The organism is Agromyces sp. P1_H4, from assembly GCF_056405255.1.
The window spans coordinates 1-6452 of sequence record NZ_JBFUCL010000217.1; the positions used below are offsets into that span (position 1 = coordinate 1).

The following is a 6452-nucleotide window of genomic DNA, read 5'->3' on the forward strand; positions in this document are numbered from 1 at the left end:
GGGGCGCCGGATCGTATATCCGCAGTTCGATGCATGCGGTCACCGCGTGCGGTCGCGCTCAGGCGCGGGGGGCGTGCGCCTCGAGGAACTGGTACACCTCGGTCTGGTCGACACCCGGGAACGTGCCGGTGGGCAGCGCCGCGAGCAGCGACGTGGGGGTGCGCGCGGCCGGCCATGAGGCATCAGCCCACGTATCGGCCAAGTCGCCCGGCGGGCGCCGGCAGCAGGACTCGTCGGGGCAGCGCGACACCGCACGATGGGGTGTCTCGCGTCCGCGAAACCATTTCACGTGCTCGAACGGCACGCCGACCGACACCGAGTACTCGCCCTCCTTCGCCTTCTCGATGCGCGACGTGCACCAGAACGTGCCCGACGAGGTGTCGGTGTACTGGTACCAAGGGCTGAAGCGGTCCTCGACGTCGAAGACGGTGCGGGCCGTCCAGTTGCGGCACACCGTGGTGCCCTCGACCGCGCCGAGCGCATCGCTCGGGAAGCGCACCTTGTCGTTCTCGTACGCCTTGATGATGGTGCCCGACTCGTGCACCTTCATGAAGTGCACCGGGATGTCGAGGCGCGCCGTCGCGAGGTTCGTGAACCGGTGCGCGGCGGTCTCGTAGGAGACGGCGAAGTGGTCGCGCAGCTCCTCCATCGAGATGCGGCGCAGGTTCTTCGCCTCGGTGAGGTAGCGCACGGCCGCCTGCTCGGGCAGGAGGATCGCGGCGGTCAGGTAGTTCGTCTCGATGCGCTGCCGCAGGAAGTCGGCGTAGCCGCGGGGCTCGTCGTGGTCGAGCAGGTGGCTCGCGAGCGCCTGCAGGATGGGGGAGCGCGAGTCGCGCGACGGTGACTGCTGGGTGGGCAGGTAGATGCGGCCGTTGCGCTTGTCGGTGACCGAGCGGGTGGAGTGCGGCAGGTCGCCCACGTAGTGCAGCGAGTAGCCGAGGTGGCTCGCCATGTCGGCGACGAGCTGGTGCGACACCGGTCCGCCGGTGTGGCCGACGGCCTCGAGCAGCTCGGCCGCCTTCGCCTCGAGCTCGGGGTAGAAGTTGTCGCGGGAGCGCATCTCGGCGCGCAATTCGGCGTTCGCGCGCCGTGCCTCCTCGGGGGTGGCCGCGCGCTCGCGGTGCAGCCGGTCGATCTCGTGGTGCAGGGCGAGGATCGTCTGCAGGGTCTGGTCGCTCATGCCCTTCGCCACCCGGAACGGCGGCAGCCCGAGGGCGGCGAAGACAGGTCCGCGCTGCGCCCGCTCGACGGCGATCTCGAGCGCCGCCCGCTCAGACGGCGCGTCGGGCTTCAGCAGCTCGTCGGCCGTCGTGCCGAGCGCGAGCGCGATCGTGCGCAGCATCGACAGCCGCGGCTCGCGCTTGCCGTTCTCGATCGCCGACACCTGCGACGGCGCCCGGTCGATGGCGGCCGCCAGCCGGCCGAGCGTCATGCCGCGGGCGACGCGGCGCTCCCGGATGCGGCGACCCAGGGTCAGCGCGTCCACCTCGTCGGGGTCGACCCCGGCGGAGTCGACGTCGGCGGACTCGACCTGTGCGGCGCGGCGATCGGCGGTGACCATGCCTTCGATGCTCACACGGGCGAGCGGATGCCGCAAACGGAACAACCCCGAATATTCTGCGTTCGATCGCTGCGGCCTCGGTTCACGGTGGGTCTCGGCTTCAAGGTGGAGCGAAAGAAGAACGCGAATTCCGGATGTCGCGATGTCACCCGCCGAGCGCCGGCTTCAGCTCCCTGGCGAAGAAGTCCATGAACCCGTCGGGGTCGGGACCGTTGTTCATGAGCACGACGTGGTCGTAGCCGACCTGCTCGTACTCCCGGATCGCCTCGAGGTGCTTCGCGGCATCCGGTCCGCACGGCATCGACGCCGCCACGTCCTCGGGCTTCACGACCTGCGAGGCCGCCTCGAAGTTGGCCGGATTGGGCAGCTCGCTCATGACCTTCCAGCCCGTGAGCGACCAGCGACTCGCCTCGAATGCGGCCCGCACCGCCTGCTCCTCGGTCTCGGCCCACGCGAGGCCCACCTCGCCGTAGGTCGGCCCGCTGCCGCCGGCACCGCGGTAGGCGTCGAACAACTCGGGCTTCGGCTCGGTGCCGAACATCCCGTCGCCGAGCTCGGCGGCCAGCTCAGCGGCATTCGTGCCACCGGCGGCCACGGCGATCACGGGCAGCTCGTCGGGCAGGTCGAACACGCGCGCGTCCTCGAGGTCGAGGTACTCGCCCCGGTACGACTGGTAGCCGCCCTGCCACAGCAGGCGGATGATCTCGAGGGCCTCGCGGAGCATCGCCTGCCGGTCGGCGACCGCGGGGAATCCGCGTCCGACGACGTGCTCGTTGAGCCGCTCGCCCGAGCCGACGCCGAGCGTGAACCGGCCGTCGGAGACGAGCGACAGGGTCGCCGCGGCCTGCGCGATGATCGCCGGGTGGTACCGCACCGTCGGGCAGGTCACGCCGGTGGCCAGGCCGACCGACTCGGTGCTCGCCGCGATGGCGCCCAGCACGGTCCAGGCGAACGGCGAGTGCCCCTGCGAGTCGAGCCACGGGTGGTAGTGGTCGCTGATCTCGACGAAATCGAATCCGGATGCCTCCGCCAGCTTCGCCTGGCGCACCAACTCGTTGGGTCCGAACCCCTCGGCCGAAAGCTTGKAGCCGTACTGCATGCGTCTCCCCTCGACCACGGCAGGCTACGTGCGGATCGCCGCCGCCGGAATCCGGTTGCGTTCGTGCCGACGTCGGGTCACAATGCCCGGCCGCGGCCGCTCGGAGGCGCGCGGCGGCGCGGGCGCGCTCGCGTTATACGCCTCGGTTCGACGCCTCGCAAGGGTCTTCTGGCGGTGGAACCGCGAACCTAGCGTTCTTGGGGATACGAGCGGGGCCTGCCTGTGCAGGCCACCGAGACGGGAAGTGAGTTGACGATGACGAACAGCACGACACCTGGATACCCGAGTTCGAACGACGCGTCATTCGGTGCGAACGAAGCGGCAGTCGGCGGCTCCACCACCACCGGCGTGCCGGGAACGACGGGCACCACCGGAACCACGGGCACGACCGGGACGACCGGCGTGAGCGGCACGACCTACGAGTCGACCACGCCCGGCAAGCGCGACGAGGCCGCCAACCTCGCCAAGGAGGCCGGCGACGCCGGCAAGCGCGTCGCGGGAACGGCCAAGGAGGAGACCAAGGCGGTCGGATCGGAGGCGCGCTACCAGGCCCGCCGTCTCGCCGACCAGGTCGGCAGCGAGGTGCGCCAGCAGGCCGCGACCCAGCAGAGCCGCGCAGCAAAGGGCCTCCGCAGCGTCGGCGACGAGTTCTCCAGCATGGCCAACGGCACCGGAACCGGTTCGGGCTTCGCGGCGGATGTCGCCCGCCAGGCGGGCGACCGCGTGGGCGCCGTCGCGCAGTGGCTCGACGAGCGCGACCCGCGCGACCTGCTCGAGGAAGTGAAGGGCTTCGCCCGCCGCCGTCCCGGCGTCTTCATCGGCATCGCCGTCGGCGCCGGCGTGGTCGTCGGTCGCCTGGTGCGGGCACTGGCCCAGCCGTCGGACGACGACTCGTCGGGCGGCTCGCGCCGCTACGCCACCTACGGCAACGGCGACAGGGCATCCGCGGGCACGCGCACCGGCACGTCGTACGGCCGCACCGGGACGCTCGGCACGAGCGGCGCCACGGGCACCGGAACCACCGTTCCGGGCGAGACCACGGTCGTCACGGGCACGGTCGGCGGCGCTGCCGCGGACCCGCTGGCCGGTGAGACGTGGACGGAGGGCGGCACCACGACCTCGAGGGACGGTCTCTGATGACGAACCTGAACCAGCCGCGCGCGGGCTCGCACGCGGCATCCGACCTGCCGACGCCGTCGGAGCAGCAGGCGACGACGACGTCGCTGGGCGACCTGATGGCCGAGGTCAGCCGTGACATCTCGACGCTCATCCGGCAGGAGATGGCGCTCGCCAAGGCGGAGCTGAAGCAGACGGTGAAGCAGACCGGGAAGGGCGCGGGCCTCTTCGGAGGGGCCGGCGTCGCCGGATTCTTCACCTTGCTGTTCCTCTCGATCGCCCTCTGGTGGGCGCTCGGATACCTCATGGGGAACGCGTGGTCGGCAGTGATCGTGGCGGTCATCTGGGGGATCGTCGCCGCGGTGCTGTACTTCACGGGCAAGAAGGAGATCGAAGAGGTCGAGGGCATGCCCCAGACCGTCGACACGGTCAAGGAGATCCCCGAGACGCTGAAGAGGAATGAGGAGAACCGATGAGCAACCCCGATGTCGTCCGCTCGGACGACCCTGATGTGATCCGCGCCGACATCGAGCGCACGCAGCGTGAACTCGGCCAGGACGTCGACGCGCTCGCCGACAAGGTGAACCCGGCCAAGGCCGCCCAGCGCCAGACCGACAAGGTGAAGCGGGCCGCATCCCGGTTCAAGGACCGCGTGATGGGCAGCGCCTCCGACATGGTCGACTCGACCGGTGAAGCGGTCGCCGATGCGCCCCGCAGGGTCGCGTCCGCGACGCAGGGCAACCCCGTCGCCGTCGGCCTCATCGCCTTCGGCGTCGGCCTCCTCGCCGCTTCGCTCATTCCGGCGTCGCGTGTCGAGCAGGACGCGGCGGAGAAGGTGAAGGACGCCGCGGCGCCGCTCGTCGACGAGGCGAAGGACGTCGCCAAGGAGTCGGCCGAGCACCTGAAGGAGCCCGCGCGCGAGGCCGCCGAGGCGGTCAAGGACCGCGCGCAGGAGGGCGTCGAGAATGTCAAGGCCGAGGGCCAGGACGCGGCGTCGCAGGTGCAGAACGATGCGAAGCACGCGGCCGACCGCCAGATGAGCTGAGGCCGCCTACCCGGCTGATCCGAACGGATGCCCCGTCCGCCACTCCCCCCGAGTGAACCCCCCTAGTGCGGACGGGGCATCGTCCTGCCCGCGCCGTCCTGCCTGGTCCGTTCTGCGACGAGTTCCGCGATGACGCGCCGGGCGTTCGCGGCGAGCGGGGGATTGCGCGTCGAGTAGTACGGCAGTTGCGCCAGGGCCTGCAGGAGCACCCAGCCGCGAGCGCGCGCCCAGGTCGCGTCGTCGGCGCCCACCGCGTCCCGGAAGGTCGGGCGCGCCCCCGGAGGCAGCAGGTTCCACGCGGCGCGCAGGTCGCTGGCCGGGTCGCCGAGGCCCATCGAGCTGAAGTCGAGCACGCCGACGAGGCGGCCGCCGGCTCCGTCGTCGGCACCGTCCTGCACCAGCAGGTTGCCGGGAGACAGGTCGCCGTGGATCCACGCGAGGCGATCGGCTCGGGGCGCGCCGAGCGCCTCCTCCCAGATGGCGACGACGTCGTCGTGCATCGGTCGCAGCTCCTCCTCGAGGAGCGTGAGGTTCGTGCGCACGAGCTCGTCCTCCTCGTGCAACGGCCGCGGCCACGCCGTCGTCGGCGCCCCCGCCGGATCGAGCGCGCGCATGGCGACGACGAACCGGCCGAGGTCGGCGGCGAGGGCGTGCGCATCGAGGCCGTCTGATTCGGCGACAGGGTGCACGCCGTCGACCCACCGGCACACGGTCCACGGCCAGGGATACCCCTCGCCGGGCGCGCCGAGGGCCAGTGGCACGGGCGYCGCGAACGGAAGTGCGGGCGCGATCCGCGGCAACCAGGCGAACTCGCGCTCGAGCGGGGCGACCGCCCAGTGGATGCGGGGCATCCGGACCGACAGGTCGTCGCCGAGCCGGTATATCGCGTTGTCGGTGCCCGTCGACGGCACCGGTTCGACGGGCAGGCCCGCCCACTCGGGGAACTGGGCGGCGACCAGCGAGGCCGCGAGCGCGGCATCCGTCTGCACCTCGTCATCGTGCATGCGAGGGTGCAGTTGCTCGCCCCCGCCCGTCACGACGTCACGAGGTGGCGCGCTCGGGAGGCGAGCACCTCGGGCACGTGTGTCTCCGCCCAGGCGCGCATGCCGGCGAGCGGCACGAGCAGTGAGGCGCCGAGGCCGGTGAGCTCGTACTCGACGCGCGGTGGCGACTCGGCGTAGGCCTGCCGCGCGATGAGCCCGTCGGCCTCGAGTGCACGCAGCGTCTCGGTGAGCACCTTCGACGTGACCACGCCGACGCGGGCCTTCAGCGCCGTGAACCGGAGCGGGCCGTCGGCGAGGGCGAGGATCACGAACATCGACCAGCGCTCGCCGATGCGCTGCATGACCACACGGCTCGGGCAGTCGGGGCGCAGCACGTCGTTGACGACGGCCGGCATGGCCACGCCGATTGCGTCGGATTGCGTCACGGCTCCACCTCGGTTCCGTTGAAGTAACCGGTATCCAATCCATACTATTGCGGCCATGCGAATTCTTCTGACCGGGGCGACCGGCTACATCGGATCGGCCGTGCTCGACGTGCTCGTCGAGGCGGGACACGAGGTCACTGCCGTGGTGCGCAGCGCACGGGCGGCCCGCGAGGTCGCCGAGCGCGGCGCCACTGCGGTGCAG

Annotated in this window: 8 protein-coding genes; 4 read left to right on the forward strand and 4 right to left on the reverse strand. The window is 71.4% G+C overall.

The features are described 5' to 3' along the window. Nucleotides 1-58: 58 nt before the first annotated feature. Nucleotides 59-1561 (reverse strand): helix-turn-helix domain-containing protein, encoded by a 1503-nt coding sequence (locus AC1DY2_RS13115; RefSeq protein WP_476762827.1) that lies wholly within the window; start codon nt 1559-1561, stop codon nt 59-61. 145 nt (nt 1562-1706) lie between these two features. Beyond that, a complete protein-coding gene (locus AC1DY2_RS13120) occupies nt 1707-2660 on the reverse strand; it encodes a TIGR03557 family F420-dependent LLM class oxidoreductase (protein WP_476762828.1) in 954 nt (317 codons plus the stop codon). 255 nt (nt 2661-2915) lie between these two features. Between AC1DY2_RS13120 and AC1DY2_RS13125 the strand changes: the two genes are divergently transcribed. Genes AC1DY2_RS13125 through AC1DY2_RS13135 form a run of 3 tightly spaced genes read left to right on the forward strand, consistent with a single transcriptional unit; the run spans nt 2916 to nt 4821 of the window. Next, entirely contained in the window at nt 2916-3797 is an 882-nt protein-coding gene (locus AC1DY2_RS13125; RefSeq protein ID WP_476762829.1) for an ATP synthase subunit B family protein, read from the forward strand. Next, nucleotides 3797-4252: a phage holin family protein gene (locus AC1DY2_RS13130; protein ID WP_476762830.1), complete on the forward strand. Its 456-nt coding sequence runs from the start codon at nt 3797-3799 to the stop codon at nt 4250-4252. Before AC1DY2_RS13125 ends, AC1DY2_RS13130 begins: the two co-directional genes overlap by 1 nt. Beyond that, nucleotides 4249-4821, forward strand: coding sequence for a DUF3618 domain-containing protein (locus AC1DY2_RS13135; RefSeq protein WP_476762831.1), 573 nt, complete (start codon nt 4249-4251; stop codon nt 4819-4821). Before AC1DY2_RS13130 ends, AC1DY2_RS13135 begins: the two co-directional genes overlap by 4 nt. Nucleotides 4822-4883: 62 nt before the next feature. Here the strand turns inward: AC1DY2_RS13135 and AC1DY2_RS13140 are convergent, their stop codons facing one another. Together AC1DY2_RS13140 and AC1DY2_RS13145 are read right to left on the reverse strand one after the other, a co-directional pair. After that, nucleotides 4884-5825: an aminoglycoside phosphotransferase family protein gene (locus tag AC1DY2_RS13140; protein WP_476762832.1), complete on the reverse strand. Its 942-nt coding sequence runs from the start codon at nt 5823-5825 to the stop codon at nt 4884-4886. Between the two features lie 29 nt (nt 5826-5854). Next, a complete protein-coding gene (locus AC1DY2_RS13145; RefSeq protein WP_476762833.1) occupies nt 5855-6250 on the reverse strand; it encodes a winged helix-turn-helix transcriptional regulator in 396 nt (131 codons plus the stop codon). A gap of 55 nt (nt 6251-6305) precedes the next feature. Here AC1DY2_RS13145 and AC1DY2_RS13150 point away from each other — a divergent pair. After that, on the forward strand, nt 6306-6452 hold a 147-nt coding region (locus tag AC1DY2_RS13150), incomplete at its 3' end, for an NmrA family NAD(P)-binding protein (protein WP_476762834.1).